This window comes from Streptococcus sp. 27098_8_74 (assembly GCF_041431705.1).
In the GTDB taxonomy this organism is placed as follows: Bacteria; Bacillota; Bacilli; order Lactobacillales; family Streptococcaceae; genus Streptococcus; species Streptococcus salivarius_E.
The window spans coordinates 1-19,253 of the sequence record NZ_JAPVYF010000034.1 but is presented as its reverse complement, the minus strand read 5'-3'; the positions used below and the strand labels follow the sequence as shown (position 1 = coordinate 19,253).

The window sequence follows — 19,253 nt, the reverse complement described above, 5'->3', positions numbered from 1 at the left end:
TCTATTTAGCGCAATTGCAACAGATGCAGCAAGGTTTAATTTCTGCAAGTGATCAGGAAATCAACCGTCGTAAGGTGGAAATTTTGTCAGGAATTACCCGCTTACGACAAATCTGTGATACCCCAGCTCTTTTTATGGACTATGCTGGAGATAGCGGAAAATTAGATAGCCTAAGAGAGTTGCTTAGTCAAATTAAGGAATCAGACCACCGTGTTCTTATCTTTTCACAATTTCGTGGGATGTTAGATATTACAGAGGGGCTCTTACAAGAATTAGGTATTTCCTCTTATAAGCTAACAGGGTCAACGCCATCTGATAGTCGTCAAGAGATGACCAGAGCCTTCAATCAAGGAAGCCGAGATGCCTTTTTGATTTCTCTAAAAGCAGGAGGAGTGGGACTGAATCTAACTGGTGCTGATACGGTTATTCTGATTGACCTTTGGTGGAATCCAGCGGTAGAAATGCAGGCTATTAGTCGTGCGCATCGTATAGGTCAGGAACAAAATGTCGAAGTTTACCGTTTGATTACAAGAGGGACTATCGAAGAGAAAATTCTTGAGCTTCAAGAAGGCAAGAAAAACCTGGTAACAACCGTCTTGGATGGCAATGAAAGCCGTGCCAGCATGACCGTTGAGGATATTAAAGAAATTCTTGGTATTGCAATATCTTAATTTGTTATATTTGATATTGAAATACTAAGAGGTAAAAATGCTACTAGGCAAATCTTTTGAATTAGGCTATAATAGAATATTGCAAGACGTATCTTCCCATTCCCGATTATTTATATTAAGATACGCATCATCTCGAAAATGAAAGGAAGTCTTTTATGCATCGCCAAAGACGACAATTTCCGCTGATTCCAGACGGGGAACCTTGCTTGCAAGAACCGGTCTCTATGCGCCTATACGAAAATGAAGATTTAATCACAAATATCCGTAGCCCTTACCAAGATAAGGACTACAATGATTTGTTGCCGAACTATGATTTCTTGTCAGCTAAGCCTAGCAATCGTAAGAAGGCTCCAAAACGAGTGGAGACACAAGAAGCTGGCATGACTTATGCTGAGGAAGCCCGTGAAAAGGCTAAGCGTGATGTACGAGAGAAACGCCAAAAATTCCTCCGCCAAGAAGTTCAACAAACCAAACATACTAATAGCCGTCAATTGACTGCTAAGCCTAAGGTGGAAGCCAAACCAAGCTTTGAGGCCACTGTTGAGCCAGCTGCTGTAACAACGGATAAAGGACCAGTGACAGCCTCTATCTTGGGAGCTCCTGTAAGTGCTATCAAGCGAACTTTAGCACCTAATGGGAAGCACTCAAAGATCCATCACTTGGCAAATCGTCTGCAACAAGATTCTTACATCTTGGCAGAAGTGGCTCCAACCTATCAACAGCCTAGTAACCCATCTCGTAAGAACGTCAAGAAAAATAGCTATGACTTCTTGAAACGTAGCCAGGTTTATAATTACCCAGAACGTCAAACTTACCGTGAACACCGAGTTGCTCAAGAATTAAATTTGACGCATTTAGAAGACGCAAACTAATCGCAGTGCGATTGTAAGGAGAAACTATGTCAAAAACTTATCATTTTATTGGAATTAAAGGATCTGGTATGTCAGCTTTGGCTTTGATGCTCCACCAAATGGGACACAAGGTTCAAGGTTCAGATGTGGAAAAATATTACTTCACTCAACGTGGTCTTGAGCAAGCAGGTATCCCTATTCTTCCTTTCGATGAAAAAAACATCACAGAAGATGTTGAATTGATTGCTGGAAATGCCTTTCGTGAAGATAACAACGTTGAAGTTGCTTATGCAATTAAAAATGGCTACAGCTTTAAGCGTTATCACGAGTTCTTGGGTCACTTCATGGATCAATTCACTAGCTTTGGTGTGGCAGGTGCACATGGTAAGACTTCTACAACAGGTCTCTTGTCACATGTTATGAAAAATATCACCGACACGTCATACCTTATCGGTGACGGAACTGGTCGAGGTTCTGCTAATGCACAATACTTTGTCTTTGAGTCTGATGAATATGAACGTCATTTCATGCCATACCACCCAGCATACTCAATCATCACTAACATTGACTTTGACCATCCTGATTACTTTACAAGTATCGATGATGTGTTCTCTGCCTTTGATGACTATGCTAAGCAAGTGCAAAAAGGACTCTTCGTTTACGGTGAGGATCCACACCTTCGTAAGATTACAGCCAATGCGCCAATCTATTACTACGGTTTCGAAGAAAATGATGATTTTATGGCAACAGACATTGTTCGTACAACGACAGGGTCTAATTTCAAGGTAAAACACGATGGACAAATTCTTGGAGAATTCCATGTGCCAGCCTATGGTCGTCACAATATCTTGAATGCAACTGCGGTTATTGGGACCCTCTATGTAGCTGGTTTCGACATGGATTTGGTTGCAGAACACCTTAAAACTTTCTCAGGTGTTAAACGTCGTTTCACAGAAAAAATTATCAGTGGTACTGTCGTCATCGATGACTTTGCTCACCATCCAACTGAAATTATTGCAACGCTTGATGCAGCACGCCAAAAGTACCCATCTAAAGAGATTGTTGCTATTTTCCAACCACATACCTTCACACGTACTATTGCTCTTCTTGATGAATTTGCTGAAGCTTTGAACGAAGCAGATGCTGTTTATTTGGCGCAAATTTATGGTTCAGCGCGTGAAGTTGACCATGGTGATGTTAAGGTTGAAGATCTTGCTGCTAAGATCAATAAACCGGCCAAAGTGGTTACAGTTGAAAACGTCTCACCTCTCCTTGACCATGACAATGCTGTTTATGTCTTTATGGGAGCTGGGGACATCCAACTTTACGAACGCTCGTTTGAAGAGCTCCTAGCAAGCTTGCAAACACACATGTAATATATTAAGGGCTGTAGCGATTTCGCTCAGCTCTTTCTCTTAATAGAAAGGAATTTAGTATGCTTATTCGACATGCCCGAGAGGATGATTGGGCTGATGTTGTCCGTATCGAACAAGATAATTTTTCACCTGAAGAGGCTGCAACTCCAGAGGCTATTGCGGAGCGTTTAAAGACGATTTGTGATACCTTTCTAATTGCTGAAATTGATGGCGTTGTAGCTGGCTACATTGAAGGGCCTGTGATTGCGGAACGTTATCTTACAGATGACTTGTTCCATAAGGTGGTTCCTAATGCTAGTCAAGGAGGCTTTATTGCAGTTACTAGTTTGTCTATCTCCAAAGATTTTAAAGGGCAAGGGATTGGTACAGCCTTGATTGCAGCGCTTAAGGATCTAGCTATCGCCCAAAAACGCCAAGGTATTAGTTTGACTTGCCATGATTACCTGATTGCCTATTATGAGATGAATGGCTTCACTGATGAAGGAGAATCAGAATCAAATCATGGCGGTAGCACTTGGTATAATATGGTTTGGGAGAATCCAGAAACCCATTGAATTCAGTGTTACGTTACTGTGACAAAGGACCAATTGATTTGCATTAACTGACTTTTTAAGATATAATGGCGTTTGTTACTATAGAGGAGGTATGCCTTGACGGACAAGTTTAATGAACACTCGGAATCTGCTGAAGATAGCCTAAGCTTTAAAGATCAGATTCTTCGAGATTTACAAGAAGCAACACGGCTCCGTTCTCTTCGCGAGGAGGAGCATAATAAAAGTGCAACTATGCCCGAGACACCACGTTCAACGTCAGCTGAGAGCGCTACAACACATAGTACCTCAGCGTCCAATAAAGTAAGTAACCAAGATTTTAGTTCACATTCTGTTTCTCATAGTGCTTTCGCTAAATCTATGACTTCTGAGACAGCTCAAGATTCTCAACAAGATAGTGTTGGCTTGTTTTCTGTTTCTCAAGCTGAGTCTTTAGTGTCTGATGCTCATTCAAATGTAGCGTCTATTTCTAAAGAACCTATCGAGGAGGAGAAAAAGGTAAATATACCTCAGGAGACTGAAACGTCGAAACGCCGTTTTAAACGTCCAGTTTGGGAAACTAGCCTTAACGAAGCATCTGAAGAGGAGTATATTCCTGCAGATGTTGCCAAGGAGCTCATTGAAGCTAAGTCTAACGAAGCTATTTATACAGACCCTAAAGAATTGGAGGCCAAATTGACCTCAGAACGTCAAAAAGAAGCATTCTTGCAGGAACATCATGCAACAAGTGACCAAGCGTCGCAAGAAAAGGTTCAATCAGAGATAGTGGCTGATGGTAATGAGGATGATGAGAGTATTTCTCTAGAACCCTCTGGAAAACCTAAGAAAAAGAAAGGTAAGAAAGTGAAGAAGAAAAAGTCTTCGCCAAAAGATGTTAAACAGGCTGACATTGTCGACGAAGAGCCGATTTCACGTTCTAACCGAAATCACAAACGCAATAAAAATAACCGCCGTGCTGGGAAAATTGCAAGAAATATTATTATCTTCTTGCTTCTTATCTTGTCAGTAGCGACATTCTTTGGTTATCGTTATGTTAGTGATGCTGTTGGCGCAAAAGATGTTAATTCAACTAAGTTTGTTAGTGTTGAAATTCCCGAAAATTCAGGTAGCAGTTATATTGGCCAACTCTTGGAATCAGCTGGTGTTATTAAGTCTGGTAAGGTCTTTAATTACTATACCAAGTTTAAGAACATCTCAAATCTGAAAAGTGGTTATTACAACCTTCAGGCTAGCATGACCATGGATGAAATTATTGAGGCACTTCAGAAAAAAGGAAGTGATAAACCTCAGGAGCCATCTCTTGGTACGGTCTTAGTCAAAGAAGGATATACCATTGATCAAATTTCCAAGGCAGTTGAAGTTAATTCTTCAGCTAAAAAAGGCAAAAAATCATCAACTGGACTTAAGGCGAAAGATTTCTTGAAATTGATGAAGGATGATGCTTTCATTACTAAGATGAAAGCGAAGTATCCAACCTTGTTGGCAAACCTTCCGAATTCTACGGATGCTAAGTATGTCCTAGAGGGTTATCTGTTCCCAGCGACTTATAACATTCATGATGATACGACGGTGGAGTCTTTGGCAGAGGAAATGTTGTCAACGATGGACACCTACCTATCACCTTACTATGCGACGATTTCATCTAGTGGACACAATGTTAATGAGATTTTGACCCTAGCTTCTCTTGTTGAAAAAGAAGGAGCTACAGATGACGACCGTAAAAATATTGCTAGCGTCTTCTATAATCGTCTAAACTCAGACATGGCTCTACAAAGTAATATCGCAGTTCTTTATGCTCTTGGAAAACTTGGTCAGGAAACGACCTTGAAAGAAGATGCAACTATTGACACAAACATTGACTCCCCTTATAATGATTATGTTCATAAGGGGTTGATGCCAGGTCCTGTGGATAGTCCTAGTCTGTCTGCGATTGAAGCGGTTATCAATCCATCATCTACCAAGTACATGTACTTTGTGGCAGATGTAACCACTGGTAATGTCTATTTTGCTGAAAGCTATGAAGAGCATCAGCATAACGTTGAAACTTACATTAACAGCAAACTAAAAGATAAATAGTCTGATTGGCTCATTAAAACCAAGCAAACGAATAGTGATTTTGATGATGCAGCCAACGGCTCAAAAAATAGAAAAGAGAAAAAAATGGCAGAAAAAACATATGTAATGACACAAGCAGAGAAAGAACAACTTGAAGCGGAATTGGAGGAGTACAAACTCGTCCGTCGTCCAGAAGTTGTAGAACGTATTAAGATTGCACGTTCTTATGGTGACCTTTCAGAAAACTCTGAGTATGAAGCAGCCAAAGACGAGCAAGCCTTTGTTGAAGGACAAATTCAGATTCTTGAAACAAAAATTCGTTATGCAGAAATCGTTGATAGTGATGCTGTTGCTAATGACGAGGTTGCAATTGGTAAAACTGTTGTTGTTCAAGAAGTTGGTACAAACGACAAAGATACTTATCATATCGTTGGGGCAGCCGGTGCTGACATCTTCTCAGGTAAGATTTCAAATGAAAGCCCAATTGCTCAAGCTTTGATTGGTAAGAAAGTTGGCGACAAAGTCGCTATCGAATCACCAGCAGGTAGCTACTCTGTAGAAATCCTTAGTGTAGAAAAAACAGCCTAAGTGACTGTTGGCGTTAAAGTGTCTAATATTTGAAACTAGTGGGAGTGAGACAAAGCAGTTGTTCTGTCTCACTCCCTTTTTGGTTGCCGGCGCTAGTAGGAGTTAGGCTAGTCTGAATTAATCTATAAGAAAAGCACTCTTGGCATTTGCCAAGAGTGCTTTGTAGCTTATTTACGATTTTGCTTACCGGCGTTACGATTTTTCTTTGGTTTACTTGCAATTGCTTGAGTATTTTTTGGTGTCACATCTTTACGCTTGATTGGTGTTGTACGAGGTGCTTTTGGAGGGTTCTTTTTGAACTCTTCAGCAACTTTTTCTTTCAAGCGAGGTTTGATGATGTAGTTGGTAATCAACTGTTGGATAATAGAGAAGATACCACCAACGAACCAGTAGAGGATTACGGCTGCAGGTGAGCTAATACCAAAGAAAATCATCATGATTGGCATACTGTACATCGTCGCTGCCATTTGTTTACGTTGCTCCTCAGGAACTTGTTGAATAGACAACCAAGATTGGAAGTAGTAAAGAGCTGCGATGATGATAATCAATGGGAAGTCACGGTGACCAAGGTTAAACCAGAGGAAGTTATCTTGGAGTACACCAGGAGTGTAACGTGCTGCGTAGTAGAGTGCTGAGAAGAACGGGAACTGAATCAATAGAGGAAGACAGCCGACACCACCCATCAAGCTTAGACCGTTTTCACGCTGAGCTTGCATGAGTTCAGACTGGGCAGCCATTTTTTCTTCTTGAGTTTCGGCGTTACGCAAACGTTCGTTGATTGGTTCCAAGATAGGCGCAAGGTACTCACGTTTTGCTGATTGGTAGGCTGCGCTACGAGATTGGTGAAGACCAAGTGGCAAGATAATCAAACGAACAATGATGGTAACAAAGATAATACCAAGACCAAAGCCGAGACCAAGATTATCTGCGAAGTAGGTGATGACGTGGCTCATAGGGCGACCAAGGAGGTTCCAGACCCAACCAGTAGGATTACCAGACTTATCAAGGCTCACACATCCTGATAGGAAGAGTAGCATGCTGGCAGCAAGCCCCATCAGGGCTAGACGTTTTTGATTTTTATTCACAATATCATTCCTTTTGTTTTTTAGTTATACTTGTCTATTTTACCTTTTTTTAAGAAAGAGAACAAGCTAAAAACGGTGGCTTCCTCTTAATTAGCCATCCGAAAATCGCTGTAATTTGAGAAGTTTGCCATGGTCACATCGACATAGGTTACTTTAGACCATTTTGAAGGTCCCTTTCGAACTTCTTGAATAAATTTAGCTAACTTAGCAGGATTGTCTGACTGAGCTAGGATTTCAACAGTTCCGTCGTCATTATTCCAAACCCGACCGTATATATCTCCAATATCTAGTGCCAGAGCATAGGTTGAATAACGAAAACCAACACCTTGGACTCTTCCTGAGACTAATAATCTTACTTTTTGCATGTTCCACGACCTCCTTTTGAAAGCTCTTTCTTTTAGTATAATCCTTGCTATAAAGTCGGTCAAGTCCAAGATTTATCAAGGAATTTCTGCTATAATGAGTGTATGGAAATCATTCAATCAAAGCAAAATGCTAGCATTAAGTCTGCTAGAAAATTATTGCAGCGCAAGCACCGTAAAACTAGTTATCTTTTAGAAGGATGGCATCTTTTTGAGGAAGCAAAGGCAAGTGGTGCCGATATTCTTCAAGTTTTCGTGCTTGAGGAAATGGCTGATCGTGTGGCTAATATGGCTAAGGTTAAGTTGGTTAGTCCGGAGGTGCTCAAGGAGCTCTGTGAAACTCAGACACCTCAAGGGATTGTGGTAGAAGTTGCTAAACAATCTCAAGCCTTGCCAAATTCTCTCTCAGGGAAGTATCTTCTCTTGGAGGATGTTCAGGACCCTGGTAATGTAGGAACAATGATTCGAACAGCAGATGCCGCAGGTTATGACGGAGTCTTTTTGTCGGATAAATCAGCTGATATTTATAATCAGAAGACCTTGCGTTCTATGCAGGGAAGTCATTTCCACCTTCCAATCTATCGTGGAGCAATTCTTGACATGGTTGAGGCTTGCAGAAAACAAGGTATACCCGTCTTAGCAACGACTCTTTCCGATGTTTCCGTTGACTATAAAGCAGTTAAGACAGATGGCAATTTTGCCCTAGTGATGGGAAATGAGGGTCAGGGAATTAGTCAGGACATGGCTGAGTCTGCTGATCAACTCGTACATATTAGCATGCCAGGTCAGGCGGAGAGTCTGAATGTTGCTGTTGCAGCAGGAATTCTCATGTTTAGTCTCTAGGTCTCAAGGATGATTTTAGGAGAAAACAACTGACTTTTAAAGTAATTTTAAGTACTAGTGGTATAATGAAGAAGCATTAGAAACATTAATGAGGTATTATTATGAAACGACCAGAAGATGATAAAGAATTCATGGAAGTTGTGGGACATTTGATTTCTCATCCACGTTTTCAAAAATTGGATGGGATTGTACAACACCATCATTCGACACGTTTAGAACACTCGGTTAATGTTAGTTACACCAGCTATAAAATTGCTAAAAAATTTGGCTGGGATGCCAAGAGCACAGCTCGAGGTGGTCTCTTACATGACTTTTTCTATTATGATTGGCGAGTGACTAAATTTAACAAGAGTCATGCTTGGGTACACCCACGTATTGCTGTTCGTAATGCCAGAAAGCTTGTTAATCTGAACAAAAAAGAAGAGGATATTATCCTCAAGCATATGTGGGGAGCAACGATTGCGCCGCCGAAGTATAAGGAATCTTATATTGTTACTATGGTGGATAAGTATTGGGCGGTTAAAGAAGCAGCGACACCCTTACGAAACCGAATAAAAAATCGTAAGTTTTTCCGTCGCAAGACTCTACAAAGCCACCACCAATAATTCATTATTTTTAGGAGATAACTATGGAATCAAATGCAATTTATACGACTAGTGATGCGGGCTTGAACCGCTTTTTCGGAAAGATTTATGGTCTTGTCGGTATGGGAGTGGGGCTTTCAGCAGTCATCTCTTATCTGATGCTCTTTCCTCTTTCGCATCTTTTTGTCAATATTCTCATGAATTATTCTTGGGTTTACATGGCGGCACTCTTTTTAGAGTTTGGTTTGGTCTTTTTGGCTAGCGGTGCTGCAAGAAGGAATACACCTGCGGCTCTACCTTTATTTTTGGTTTATTCTGCTCTGAATGGATTTACACTCAGCTTTATCATCGTACAATATACGCAAGCCATTGTTTTCCAAGCTTTCCTTAGTACTGCCATTGTTTTCTTTATCATGGCACTTATCGGAGTTACCATTAAGCGAGATCTATCAGGCATGGCCAAGTTCCTTATGGCAGCCTTGATTGGGATTATTGTGGCTAGCTTGATTAATATTTTCTTTGCAAGTAGCATGATGAGTTTTGTGATTAGTATTGTATCAATTCTTATTTTCTCAGGTTTAATTGCCTACGATAACCAGATGATTAAGAAGGTTTATTATGGTACCAATGGTCAGGTCACAGATGGATGGGCAGTTTCTATGGCACTTAGTCTTTACTTGGATTTCATTAACTTATTCTTGAATATCTTGCGACTCTTTGCTAGACGTAATTAGTAAAAAAAATCAGCCAGATGGCTGATTTTTTTAATGTCTAATAGTTTTTTGTGAGTGTTCCTTGCTGACCTGTGTAAGCGTAGAAGAGTGGATAGTAATCCCATTTTCCGACATAGCTATCTTTATCTGGGAAAGCCCACTTGTCGTCTTTTTTGGTAAGCTCGACTGAGTAATTATCAAAGATATTTGTTCCTTCAGTCTTTGGTGCTGATGGGTTTACTTCTTTGATTGAATTCGGTAGGTAAGTTTCCATGTAGAATTGTCTTGTCAGTTGGTCGACATTTCCAGCGTTAGCACCATTGCTTTGTAGGTAGTTTTTAAGTTCGTCTGTGAGATTTGGGTGATTAGCACCATAGGCATCGTCTGCAGCTTTCATACTGATAGTTGACATGCTGACATTGAATTCTGCCTTATCTTTAGCGACGATAATGTTGTCAACAGTGTAGCTACCACGTTCACGGTTAGCAGTTTGAACCCAACCAAAAACTTTTGGAACTTCATCACCGGTTGGTTTGATGTTATCAGTTGCATCATAGCTGTATTGAAGGCTATCTGAGAAATATTGGTTAAGTTCGCCCTTAGCTTTGTCCAAGTCGTTAGAAACAAATTTGCTGTAGTCTTTGCTTTCGCCACCTAGAAGAACTGCGTTGAAATAGGCATCAACAGCCTTTTTAACATTGGTAGTTGTTTTACCATCGAAATCTTTTAGGTTAGTAGAAACAGTTTGTCCTTCTGTCTTCTCATCCTTTGATTCAAAATAGAGTTTATAGCTTTCGTCGTTGTTAACTTCGAAAAAGAGTGAGACAGTTTTGTAGTCGTCAGCTTCAAGCTTTCCAAAGTCATCTGTAGCATCCTCTACGTTCTTATTTTTGTTGAAGAGAGTAGGGAGGTCACCCTTGTCGATCTTGCTTGCTGTGACTTTTTTACCATATTTATCTTTGAGGTAGAATTGTTTAGCAGATGTTTTGAGCTCATTTTCCATATCTTCCGAAGTATTCTCGAGTTTGAATGAGACTTCGACTAGGGTTTGGTCATCCTTGAGCTTGAGGTCGCTTCCTGACATATAGACAATATCGTTAACAGAAAGCTTGGCATCAAGTTTTGGCTTGGCACATGCTGAGAGCGTTAAGATGGCTGCTAGAGCAAGAGCCCCAGAGTAAAGATATTTTTTCATAAATAATCCCCCGTTATTTTATTTAGGTTATAGGTCTATTGTATCATGAAATATGCCTTGAGATTATTAGAAAATTGGGTTTCAAGCCTTTTCTTATGCTATAATAGGATTACTATTGTAAAAAAATGGAGAATAAAATGACAAAAACACCTTTTATTGCAGCTGATAAACTTGAACAAATCACTGCAGAATTTCCGACACCTTTCCATCTTTACGATGAAAAAGGTATTCGTGAAACAGCACGTGCAGTTAATGCAGCTTTTTCGTGGAATCCAGGTTTTAAAGAATTCTTTGCTGTAAAGGCCACACCTAATCCAGCAATCCTCAAAATTTTGAAAGAAGAAGGGTGTGGTGTCGATTGTGCGACCGATACAGAGCTTGTCATGAGTAAGAAAATTGGTTTTGATAGTAGCGCGATTAGCTTTACATCTAATGATACACGTGCAGAAGAGTTTGTTTACGCGCGTGATATTAATGCGACAATTAACCTTGATGCTTACGAAGATATCTTTTTCTTGGAAGAGGCTGCAGGGCTTCCTGAAACCCTTTCTTTGCGCTTTAACCCAGGAGGTGTCTTCTCTCTTGGTACTGATATCATGGATCACCCTGAAGAATCAAAATTTGGGATGACTAAGGAACAACTCTTCAAAGGTTATGCCTACCTTAAAGAAAAAGGAGTGAAATCATTCGGTTTGCATGCTTTCCTAGCGTCAAATACAGTAACGAATGAGTATTACCCAACCTTGGCTGCTCAACTCTTTGAATTGGCGGTAGAAATCAAGAATGAACTTGGAGTTAGTCTTGACTTTATCAATTTATCAGGTGGTGTTGGGGTAGACTACACACCGGCTAATAAGCAAAATGACATTGCTGTTATCGGTGAAGGGGTTCATGCTAAATTTGATGAGATCCTTGTTCCGAATGATCTTGGACATATCAGTATTTACACTGAACTTGGACGTTTCATGACAGCACCTCATGGCCTTGTTGTTACTAAGGTTCTTCATATTAAGGACACTTATCGTCGTTACGTTGGTGTAGATGCTTCTGCGGTTAACTTGCTTCGTCCAGCTATGTACGATGCCTACCACCACATCACGAATATGACTAATCCAGATGGTGACATTCAAGTAGTTGATGTGACAGGTTCTCTTTGTGAAAATAATGATAAGTTTGCTAAGAACCGTGAATTGCCAGAAGCTCGTATTGGAGATACCTTGGTTATCCACGACACAGGTGCACATGGTTTCTCAATGGGCTACAACTATAATGGACGTCTTCGTTCTGCAGAAATTCTCTACCAAGAAGATGGAACGGCTCGTATGATCCGCCGTGCAGAGACGATGAATGATTACTTTGCTACTCTTGATGGTTTTGATTTTGACATTTAACAAAAAATAAGCTAGGCCTTAAAGGCCCTAGCTTATTTTACTTTAATGATTACAGCTTCAAGAATGATATCGGCTAACTCCTCAGGGGATTCGACACAGCCTTCTTTGAGCCAGAGTGTTAAAATGGTAACAATAGTGCTAACATAAATTTCCAATGAATATTTGGCAGGAATATGATAGCTTTGTTCCATGAGCTCTGTAACATTTTCGATATCAGAGTTAAGGATGGTCTCGATAATGAATTCACGAATCATCTCATTGATGTTTGGAATGTGTGTCATTAAGGTGAGACAGAGTCTTTGATTTTCCTTAAGATATCCTAGCATTTCAGTAACAACACCCTCTTGGTAGGTCATGTCTTCCTGAAGAATACTTGAAACTTTATCTAAAATCTTTGAGAAGGTTGTTTCAACCAAATCTTCTTTATTTGAATAGTAGTAGTAGAAAGTTGGTCTGCTGAGATTTGCCTTCTTGATGATGTCTGTGATGCTGATTTGTTCGAGTGAACTCTCTTCTAAGAGTTCAATAAATGCGTTGACAATTTTTCGTTCGGAAATAGTTGCTTCCTTGAGCATAAATAAACCCCTTTATATAAACATAATAATAATTCCACAACTTATATAATAACCTATTTTTTTTCTAGAAATCTTACAAGTCCTTTACAGTTGTAAGTGAAAAATACTGAAACTCTCATTTTATCGATATTTTAAACGAAAAAACTTTTTTTCTATACGTTTTTAAGAACCAACGTCTTATTTGTCAGTAGGGTCCATTTTTGCTATAATATAAGGTAAATCAACGTTATAGGAGAATTAAATTTATGAACACCGTCCTTTGGATTATTCTTGTTTTTGTAGCCCTTTTGGGTGGTTTTTATGGAGGTGCATACTTTGCCCGCAAACAAATGGAGAAAGAATTGGCTGAAAATCCTCGTTTGAATGTGGACGCTGTTCGTACCATGATGTCGGCTGCGGGTCAAAAGCCAAATGAAGCAAAAGTGCGTCAAACATATAACCAAATTATCAAACAACAAAAACAAGCACTTGCAGATAGCAAGAAAAAGAAAAAATAATGGTGGGGAGCTGGGACGTGAATCTCAGCTTTTTACATGTAACCTAGGGGATAAGGAGGCAAGATGGATAATCGACCTATAGGATTTTTAGATTCTGGTGTCGGAGGACTGACGGTGGTACGTGAGCTTAAACGTCAGTTGCCTCACGAGTCTATTGTTTATATTGGTGACTCTGCTAGGGCGCCATATGGTCCTAGACCAGCAGAACAAATCAGAGAGTATACCTGGCAGTTGGTTAAATTTCTTCTGACCAAAGATGTAAAAATGATTGTTATTGCTTGTAATACGGCAACAGCAGTAGTTTGGGAGGAAATCAAAGGAGCCTTGGATATCCCAGTGCTAGGTGTGGTTTTGCCTGGTTCTAGTGCTGCCATTAAGTCTAGTCAATCGGGGCATATTGGCGTCATTGGGACTCCTATGACGATTTCCTCTAACATCTATGAACAAAAAATTAAGCATCTGGCACCACAAATGAATGTCTTGAGTTTATCTTGTCCTCGCTTTGCCCCTATTGTTGAATCCAATGAAATTAACTCAAGTGTGGCTAAAAAGATTGTTTATGAGAGCATGGCACCTTTAGTCGGTAAGGTAGATACCTTGGTTTTAGGTTGCACCCATTACCCACTTCTACGTCCTATCATCCAGAATGTTATGGGGCCAAGTGTCAAGCTAATTGATAGCGGAGCTGAAACAGTTCGTGATGTTTCAGTTTTGCTCAATTATTTTGAAATTAATCGTAGCCGTGAAGTCGAAGACAAGACGGAAGAATATTACACCACAGCTAGTGTGCTTGGTTTTAAAGAAATCGCAGAACAATGGCTGGGTGAAGAAGTTGCTGTCCAACATGTCGATTTGGACAAGGAGTTAGAAAATGACTAAATCAATTTTAGAATATAAAGACGAACAAGACTGGTATTTGGCTAGTTTTGGAAGCTACAATCACTTGACTTGTTTTGGTGGTGATGAGGCCTATGAACAATTTGTTGACCTTTTCCAAGCCTTGACTAACGTTTTGGCTGTTAGTGGTTTCCAGTTACATATTGCTAAACATTCTTCAGACCTTCGCTTGGTATCCTTTATTCTGGATTGCTTGAAAGAGGAAACCGGTCGTGACTTAGCTGTTACGCAACATCAAGGGGCCTTGGTAGTTAGTGAAGGAGATAAGCTTGTCTATGTTCATGTGCCTAGAGAAGGTGTCACCTTGAGTGATTTCTTTGGTTCTGATAACAAATCAGATTTTGGTGATGTCCTATTGATTGCGACACGCAATGAAGGAAAAACCAAGGAATTTCGTAAACTATTTGGAAAACTAGGCATTAAGGTAGAGAATCTTAATGATTATCCAGACCTTCCTGAAGTTGCTGAAACAGGTATGACCTTTGAGGAAAATGCACGCTTGAAGGCGGAAACCATTTCAGAATTAACTGGTAAAATGGTCCTCTCAGATGACTCTGGTTTGCAGGTAGATGTTCTTGGAGGTTTACCAGGTGTTTGGTCTGCACGCTTTGCAGACCCTGATGCCACAGATGCTGAAAATAATGCTAAATTATTGCATGAGCTCGCTATGGTGCTTGATGATAGCAAACGTACGGCGAACTTCCATACAACCCTAGTTGTTGCAGCACCTGGACGTGATAGTTTGGTTGTTGATGCCGACTGGAAGGGTTATATTGGCCGAGAACCTAAAGGTGACAATGGTTTTGGTTATGATCCTCTCTTTTTAGTTGGTAATACGGGTAAAACAGCAGCAGAGCTTTCTGCAGAAGAGAAAAATGAACAATCTCACCGTGGACAAGCTGTTAAGAAACTTATGGAGGTCTTCCCAGCATGGCAGAACAAACAATAATCGTAATGAGCGACTCCCATGGGGATCGTGATATTGTAGCAGATATAAAAAATCGTTATCAAGGAAAGGTGGATGCCATTTTCCACAACGGAGATTCGGAGTTAGAATCAAGTGATCCTATTTGGAAAGGTATCTATGTAGTTCGAGGAAACTGTGATTATGATTCAGGTTATCCAGAACGTTTGGTCGTTAAACTTGGAGATGTGATTATTGCACAAGCACATGGTCATCTCTATGGCATTAATTTTACCTGGGACAAGTTAGATCTTTGGGCGCAACAAGAGGCCGCTGATATTTGTCTTTATGGCCACTTGCATGCGGCAACAGCTTGGCGAAATGGTAAGACAGTGTTTATCAATCCAGGCTCTGTTTTACAGCCACGTGGGCCTATCCATGAGAAACTTTATGCAAAGGTGATTATAAACGATGCAAAAATTCGTGTGGAATATTACACACGTGACCATGAACTTTATTCAGAACTTACACAGGAATTTGAACGATGATTGCTAAAGAATTTGAAGATTTTTTGTTGGCTCGTTTAGATAATTATTTAATTCCATCAGATCAGGTTGCTATTTTTATTGATAGTCATAACGCTAATCATGTGGTTTTGCTTTTGACGAGTAACGGTTATTCGCGCGTTCCCGTTTTGACTAAGGATAAGCATTATCTTGGGACCATATCTTTGACAGATATTAAGCGTTATCAAGATGAACATAACTTGCAAGAGTGGGAGATGGTTAACCGTGATATCGGGCCGATGACATCAGATGTCGTGGAAACAGTGGAAGATAATGCTAATCTAAACGAGGTAATGCATAAACTAGTTGATAATCCTTTCCTTCCTGTGGTTGATAGCCAAGGTATTTTCAAAGGAATTATCACACGAAAATCGATTCTAAAGGCGGTTAATAGCCTCTTACATGACTTTACACATGACTATATCATCATTCCAAAAACAACTGACAACTCAGATCACTGATTTTCTGGCGACTAAGGTCATTTCAGAGAGCTCAAAGCAAGCTTATACTTATGATCTTAAGCAGTTTACAACTTTGATTTCAGGACAAATTGATCAAACCACTTTAAAGCTCTATGAAAACCAACTCAAGGAATGGAAGCCATCCGTACAAAAACGTAAGCGCTCTGCGGTCAATCAATTTTTACTATATCTCTATCAAAAGGGTGAATTAGCGAAATTTTTCAAACTATCAGAGATGGTAACGCCACCTTCTCAGGAGGATAAGTTGCAGATACTGGATCTTTCGTCGCTTTACGAGGGACGTGAAGGGGCTGGGAAACTGGCCTGTCTGCTGATTCTAGAGTTGGGGCTCTTGCCTTCAGAGATTTTGGAGTTGGACTGGTCCGATATCGACTTGGATTTTGGTGTTGTAACTGTGGCCAAGGGAACGACTAAGCGTGTTCTTAGACTTGAAGCAGATTTGAAACAGTATTTGTTGGCCATTAAAGATGTGAACAGTCAGGGATTGCTTTTGGGTAAGGTCTATACTCGACAATGGCTGTATAAGCAAATCCAGACTTATGTTAGTGACTGTGGCTTATCGAATGTGACTGCTCAAGTCTTGCGTCAGCAATTTATTCTTAGACAAATTGAAAAGGGAACGGGCGCCTTTGAACTTGCTCGTTTACTGGGACTAAAAAGTCCAGTGACCTTGGAGAAATACTATAAAATCTAATGGATATTAAGTTAAAAGATTTTGAGGGACCACTGGATTTGTTGCTCCATCTGGTTTCTAAGTATGAGGTAGATATTTACGATGTCCCCATTGTTGAGGTTATTGAGCAATACTTGGCTTATTTGGCAACCTTGCAAGCCATGAAGCTTGAAGTTGCTGGGGAATATATGCTTATGGCTAGTCAGCTCATGCTGATTAAGAGTCGTAAGCTTCTGCCGACAGTGGTGGAAGCTGAGCCAGAAGCAGATGATCCAGAACTAGAGCTCTTGAGTCAGTTGGAAGAATATGCACGCTTCAAAGCAGCTAGTCAAGAGTTGGCTAAGCAGCATGAAGTGCGAGCTCAGTATTTTTCAAAACCAAAAGTTGAATTAGTTTATGAAGATGTGACGCTGAATCAGGATAAGACCATTCAAGACATTTTCTTGGCTTTTTCAAAAATCATGACTGAAAAGCAAGAAGAAATTCGTCGAAATCACACGACCATTGCGCGTGACGATTATAAAATTGAAGACATGATGCTGATTATTGAGGAAGCATTTGGCTCAAAAAATGAGCTATATCTGGATGAACTTTTCACAGATGCTAAAGATATGAATCAAGTAATCACCCTCTTTTTGGCAACTCTTGAATTGATTAAGGTCCATCGCATATCAGTACAACAGGAAATAATTTTTGGGACAATCACACTAAGAAAGGAATGGACGAATGAGTAGTCACTTAGCACGATTAGAAGCTTTACTTTTTGTGGCTGGTGAAGATGGTCTTAGTCTACGTACCATGGCACAGCTTTTGGAAATGCCAGTGACGGGTCTGACTCAGTCTTTGGAGAAATTGCAAGCTAAGTACGAGACAGATGAGGATTCAGCTCTGTGTTTATTGGAATCATCAAATACCTATAAGTTAGTGACTAAACCAGATTTTGCAAGTCTCCTTCGTGACTATTCTAAAACGCCTATTAACCAGAGTTTATCACGAGCGAGTCTTGAGGTCCTCTCTATAGTTGCGTATAAACAGCCCATTACTCGAGCTGAAGTCGATGACATTAGAGGTGTTAATTCTAGTGGTGCTATTGCTAAACTTCAGGCCTTCGATCTTATTCAAGAGGCTGGTAAAAAGGATGCTGTCGGTCGTCCTAACCTATATGCGACTACTGATTATTTCCTTGACTATATGGGCATTAACCGTTTAGACGAGCTTGTGGCGATTGATCAACTAGAACTTGAAGAGCAAGAAACGAGTCTCTTTAGGGAAGATGCTTCAGAGGAGCTTTAGGACTTGGACAATTAAGAGTAAACCTTGTTGAAACTAATCATTAAAAATAAAGAAACATAGCAGAGATGCTAGGTAGAAAGGATACAGCTTAAGCTGTAGAAAAAGAATGCGAATTAATAAATATATTGCCCACGCTGGTGTGGCCAGCCGTCGTAAGGCTGAGGAACTAATTAAAGAGGGTCGTGTGACCCTAAATGGTAAGACCGTTACGGAATTGGCAACAATTGTCAAAAATGGTGATATTGTAGAGGTAAATGGTAGCCCAATTTATAATGAAGAGAAGGTCTATTATCTTCTTAATAAACCACGAGGGGTTATTTCTTCGGTATCTGATGAGAAAAATCGTAAGACGGTGATTGACCTCATGCCCCACGTTAAGGAACGTATCTATCCTGTTGGTCGTCTTGACTGGGATACGACGGGGCTTCTTATTTTGACTAATGATGGTGACTTTACCGATAAGATGATTCACCCACGTAATGAGATTGACAAGGTTTATTTGGCGCGTGTCAAAGGTATTGCGACCAAGGAGAACCTTCGTCCTTTGACTCGTGGTGTGGTCATTGATGGTAAGAAAACAAAACCAGCACGTTACAATATTATCAAAGTAGACCATGAAAAGAACCGTTCAGTTGTTGAATTGACAATTCATGAAGGGCGTAACCACCAGGTTAAGAAAATGTTTGAATCGGTGGGCTTGCTTGTTGATAAGTTGTCACGTACGCGTTTTGGTACCCTTGATTTAACAGGGCTTCGCCCAGGTGAATCACGCCGTCTGAATAAGAAAGAAATCAGTCAGCTTCATAACGCTGCTGTCAATAAGGTTAAATAATGAAAAGATTTCTGATTGCCTTAGTAAGGGCTTATCAGAGATGGATTTCTCCCCTATTTCCACCCTCTTGCCGTTTTCGTCCAACTTGTTCGGTTTATATGATCCAAGCCATAGAAATGCACGGTTTAAAGGGAGTTCTTATGGGAGTTGCCCGTATTTTAAGATGTCACCCTTTATCAGAGACTGGCGATGATCCGGTGCCAGATTATTTTAGTCTAAAACGTAATAAAACTCCTTTGGATAAATGAATCCAAAGGAGTTTTTCTATG

At 40.2% G+C, this 19,253-nt stretch carries 24 protein-coding genes; 20 read left to right on the top strand and 4 right to left on the bottom strand.

Going from position 1 to position 19,253, the window contains the following annotated elements:
* The 6 genes from O3670_RS10070 to greA all read left to right on the top strand — a co-directional run.
* On the top strand, window positions 1–671 hold a 671-nt coding region (locus tag O3670_RS10070), incomplete at its 5' end, for a DEAD/DEAH box helicase (RefSeq protein WP_371596087.1).
* A gap of 155 nt (window positions 672–826) precedes the next feature.
* Window positions 827–1,543 carry a divisome accessory protein ZapJ gene (gene zapJ, locus O3670_RS10065; protein WP_049545700.1) on the top strand — a complete coding sequence of 239 codons (717 nt, stop codon included), beginning with the start codon at window positions 827–829 and terminating at the stop codon, window positions 1,541–1,543.
* A gap of 26 nt (window positions 1,544–1,569) precedes the next feature.
* Window positions 1,570–2,898 (top strand): UDP-N-acetylmuramate--L-alanine ligase, encoded by a 1,329-nt coding sequence (murC, locus tag O3670_RS10060; RefSeq protein WP_002889872.1) that lies wholly within the window; start codon window positions 1,570–1,572, stop codon window positions 2,896–2,898.
* A 59-nt stretch (window positions 2,899–2,957) separates the two neighbouring features.
* Window positions 2,958–3,452, top strand: coding sequence for a GNAT family N-acetyltransferase (locus O3670_RS10055; protein WP_002886517.1), 495 nt, complete (start codon window positions 2,958–2,960; stop codon window positions 3,450–3,452).
* Window positions 3,453–3,548: 96 nt separating this feature from the next.
* A complete protein-coding gene (mltG, locus tag O3670_RS10050) occupies window positions 3,549–5,525 on the top strand; it encodes an endolytic transglycosylase MltG (RefSeq protein WP_037600244.1) in 1,977 nt (658 codons plus the stop codon).
* Window positions 5,526–5,609: 84 nt separating this feature from the next.
* Window positions 5,610–6,092, top strand: coding sequence for a transcription elongation factor GreA (gene greA, locus O3670_RS10045; protein WP_002883697.1), 483 nt, complete (start codon window positions 5,610–5,612; stop codon window positions 6,090–6,092).
* A 167-nt stretch (window positions 6,093–6,259) separates the two neighbouring features.
* On the opposite strand, the gene yidC is transcribed toward greA, so the two are convergent.
* Both yidC and O3670_RS10035 read right to left on the bottom strand, forming a co-directional pair.
* Window positions 6,260–7,177, bottom strand: coding sequence for a membrane protein insertase YidC (gene yidC, locus O3670_RS10040; protein WP_002886520.1), 918 nt, complete (start codon window positions 7,175–7,177; stop codon window positions 6,260–6,262).
* An 86-nt stretch (window positions 7,178–7,263) separates the two neighbouring features.
* Window positions 7,264–7,542, bottom strand: a complete 279-nt coding sequence (locus O3670_RS10035; RefSeq protein WP_013990023.1) for an acylphosphatase — start codon at window positions 7,540–7,542, stop codon at window positions 7,264–7,266.
* 102 nt (window positions 7,543–7,644) lie between these two features.
* On the opposite strand from O3670_RS10035, the gene O3670_RS10030 reads away from it, so the two are divergent.
* From O3670_RS10030 to O3670_RS10020, 3 genes are all read left to right on the top strand, one after another.
* Window positions 7,645–8,382 carry a TrmH family RNA methyltransferase gene (locus O3670_RS10030; protein ID WP_371596086.1) on the top strand — a complete coding sequence of 246 codons (738 nt, stop codon included), beginning with the start codon at window positions 7,645–7,647 and terminating at the stop codon, window positions 8,380–8,382.
* Between the two features lie 101 nt (window positions 8,383–8,483).
* Complete coding sequence (locus O3670_RS10025; protein WP_002883682.1) at window positions 8,484–8,987, top strand: HD domain-containing protein; 504 nt, start codon at window positions 8,484–8,486, stop codon at window positions 8,985–8,987.
* A 23-nt stretch (window positions 8,988–9,010) separates the two neighbouring features.
* Window positions 9,011–9,700 carry a Bax inhibitor-1/YccA family protein gene (locus O3670_RS10020; protein WP_049545705.1) on the top strand — a complete coding sequence of 230 codons (690 nt, stop codon included), beginning with the start codon at window positions 9,011–9,013 and terminating at the stop codon, window positions 9,698–9,700.
* Window positions 9,701–9,737: 37 nt separating this feature from the next.
* On the opposite strand, the gene O3670_RS10015 is transcribed toward O3670_RS10020, so the two are convergent.
* Window positions 9,738–10,874 carry a DUF5105 domain-containing protein gene (locus tag O3670_RS10015; protein WP_060972194.1) on the bottom strand — a complete coding sequence of 379 codons (1,137 nt, stop codon included), beginning with the start codon at window positions 10,872–10,874 and terminating at the stop codon, window positions 9,738–9,740.
* 137 nt (window positions 10,875–11,011) lie between these two features.
* Between O3670_RS10015 and O3670_RS10010 the strand changes: the two genes are divergently transcribed.
* Window positions 11,012–12,265 (top strand): diaminopimelate decarboxylase, encoded by a 1,254-nt coding sequence (locus tag O3670_RS10010; RefSeq protein WP_037597403.1) that lies wholly within the window; start codon window positions 11,012–11,014, stop codon window positions 12,263–12,265.
* A gap of 32 nt (window positions 12,266–12,297) precedes the next feature.
* Here the strand turns inward: O3670_RS10010 and O3670_RS10005 are convergent, their stop codons facing one another.
* Window positions 12,298–12,840: a TetR/AcrR family transcriptional regulator gene (locus tag O3670_RS10005; protein WP_060972193.1), complete on the bottom strand. Its 543-nt coding sequence runs from the start codon at window positions 12,838–12,840 to the stop codon at window positions 12,298–12,300.
* 245 nt (window positions 12,841–13,085) lie between these two features.
* Between O3670_RS10005 and O3670_RS10000 the strand changes: the two genes are divergently transcribed.
* The 10 genes from O3670_RS10000 to yidD all read left to right on the top strand — a co-directional run bounded on the left by O3670_RS10000 (window position 13,086) and on the right by yidD (window position 19,232).
* On the top strand, window positions 13,086–13,337 hold the full coding sequence (locus O3670_RS10000; RefSeq protein WP_002883695.1) for a YneF family protein: 252 nt from the start codon (window positions 13,086–13,088) through the stop codon (window positions 13,335–13,337).
* A 63-nt stretch (window positions 13,338–13,400) separates the two neighbouring features.
* Window positions 13,401–14,216, top strand: coding sequence for a glutamate racemase (gene racE, locus O3670_RS09995; protein WP_002889898.1), 816 nt, complete (start codon window positions 13,401–13,403; stop codon window positions 14,214–14,216).
* The gene (locus O3670_RS09990) at window positions 14,209–15,183 is read left to right on the top strand and encodes a nucleoside-triphosphate diphosphatase (protein WP_060972192.1); all 975 of its coding nucleotides are present in this window, start codon (window positions 14,209–14,211) and stop codon (window positions 15,181–15,183) included. Before racE ends, O3670_RS09990 begins: the two co-directional genes overlap by 8 nt.
* A complete protein-coding gene (locus O3670_RS09985) occupies window positions 15,165–15,686 on the top strand; it encodes a metallophosphoesterase (RefSeq protein ID WP_371596085.1) in 522 nt (173 codons plus the stop codon). The genes O3670_RS09990 and O3670_RS09985 overlap by 19 nt, the downstream gene beginning before the upstream one ends.
* A complete protein-coding gene (cbpB, locus tag O3670_RS09980) occupies window positions 15,683–16,165 on the top strand; it encodes a cyclic-di-AMP-binding protein CbpB (RefSeq protein ID WP_107372515.1) in 483 nt (160 codons plus the stop codon). Before O3670_RS09985 ends, cbpB begins: the two co-directional genes overlap by 4 nt.
* Window positions 16,119–16,880, top strand: a complete 762-nt coding sequence (gene xerD, locus O3670_RS09975) for a site-specific tyrosine recombinase XerD (RefSeq protein WP_371596084.1) — start codon at window positions 16,119–16,121, stop codon at window positions 16,878–16,880. The genes cbpB and xerD overlap by 47 nt, the downstream gene beginning before the upstream one ends.
* Window positions 16,880–17,593: a segregation/condensation protein A gene (locus tag O3670_RS09970; RefSeq protein WP_002886532.1), complete on the top strand. Its 714-nt coding sequence runs from the start codon at window positions 16,880–16,882 to the stop codon at window positions 17,591–17,593. Before xerD ends, O3670_RS09970 begins: the two co-directional genes overlap by 1 nt.
* The gene (gene scpB / locus O3670_RS09965; RefSeq protein WP_037600262.1) at window positions 17,586–18,152 is read left to right on the top strand and encodes an SMC-Scp complex subunit ScpB; all 567 of its coding nucleotides are present in this window, start codon (window positions 17,586–17,588) and stop codon (window positions 18,150–18,152) included. Before O3670_RS09970 ends, scpB begins: the two co-directional genes overlap by 8 nt.
* A 106-nt stretch (window positions 18,153–18,258) precedes the next feature.
* A complete protein-coding gene (locus tag O3670_RS09960; protein ID WP_002883686.1) occupies window positions 18,259–18,984 on the top strand; it encodes a pseudouridine synthase in 726 nt (241 codons plus the stop codon).
* On the top strand, window positions 18,984–19,232 hold the full coding sequence (yidD, locus tag O3670_RS09955; RefSeq protein WP_002886534.1) for a membrane protein insertion efficiency factor YidD: 249 nt from the start codon (window positions 18,984–18,986) through the stop codon (window positions 19,230–19,232). The genes O3670_RS09960 and yidD overlap by 1 nt, the downstream gene beginning before the upstream one ends.
* Window positions 19,233–19,253 lie beyond the last annotated feature (21 nt).